The organism is uncultured Algibacter sp. (genome assembly GCF_947487605.1).
Taxonomy (GTDB): Bacteria; Bacteroidota; Bacteroidia; order Flavobacteriales; family Flavobacteriaceae; genus Algibacter_D.
Window position 1 is genome coordinate 1 of record NZ_CANKXK010000062.1, and the last position, 622, is coordinate 622.

The following is a 622-nucleotide window of genomic DNA, read 5'->3' on the forward strand; positions in this document are numbered from 1 at the left end:
ATACTAGCTACTGCTGCAGTTGTAGTGTCCATTATCCATTTTGCATAAGCTGCATCTACTTCTCCTTGATTTGCAAAAGTACATGAATCTGCCATGGCATCACTCGGTGGTGTGCCTACTGCTATCTTAGCTGGTGCATTCAATTTCCATGTAGCCTCTACATCAAATGTCTCACATAAATCCGTGATTGTCCAAACAACTTTAGCTTCTCCTCCTGCACATAATGCTGGTGCTGCATCTTGAGATTTAATACTGCCTTTAGGAGTACATCCGCCTGTAATACTAGCTACTGCTGCAGTTGTAGTGTCCATTATCCATTTTGCATAAGCTGCATCTACTTCTCCTTGATTTGCAAAAGTACATGAATCTGCCATGGCATCACTCGGTGGTGTGCCTACTGCTATCTTAGCTGGTGCATTCAATTTCCATGTAGCCTCTACATCAAATGTCTCACATAAATCCGTGATTGTCCAAACAACTTTAGCTTCTCCTCCTGCACATAATGCTGGTGCTGCATCTTGAGATTTAATACTGCCTTTAGGAGCACATCCGCCTGTAATACTAGCTACTGCTGCAGTTGTAGTGTCCATTATCCATTTTGCATAAGCTGCATTTACTTCTC

1 protein-coding gene is annotated in these 622 nt (G+C 42.4%); it reads right to left on the minus strand.

The features are described from left to right. Nucleotides 1-590 (minus strand): hypothetical protein (locus Q0739_RS14955; RefSeq protein ID WP_298239538.1); only part of this gene is annotated, 590 nt, incomplete at its 3' end. Nucleotides 591-622: the final 32 nt, after the last annotated feature.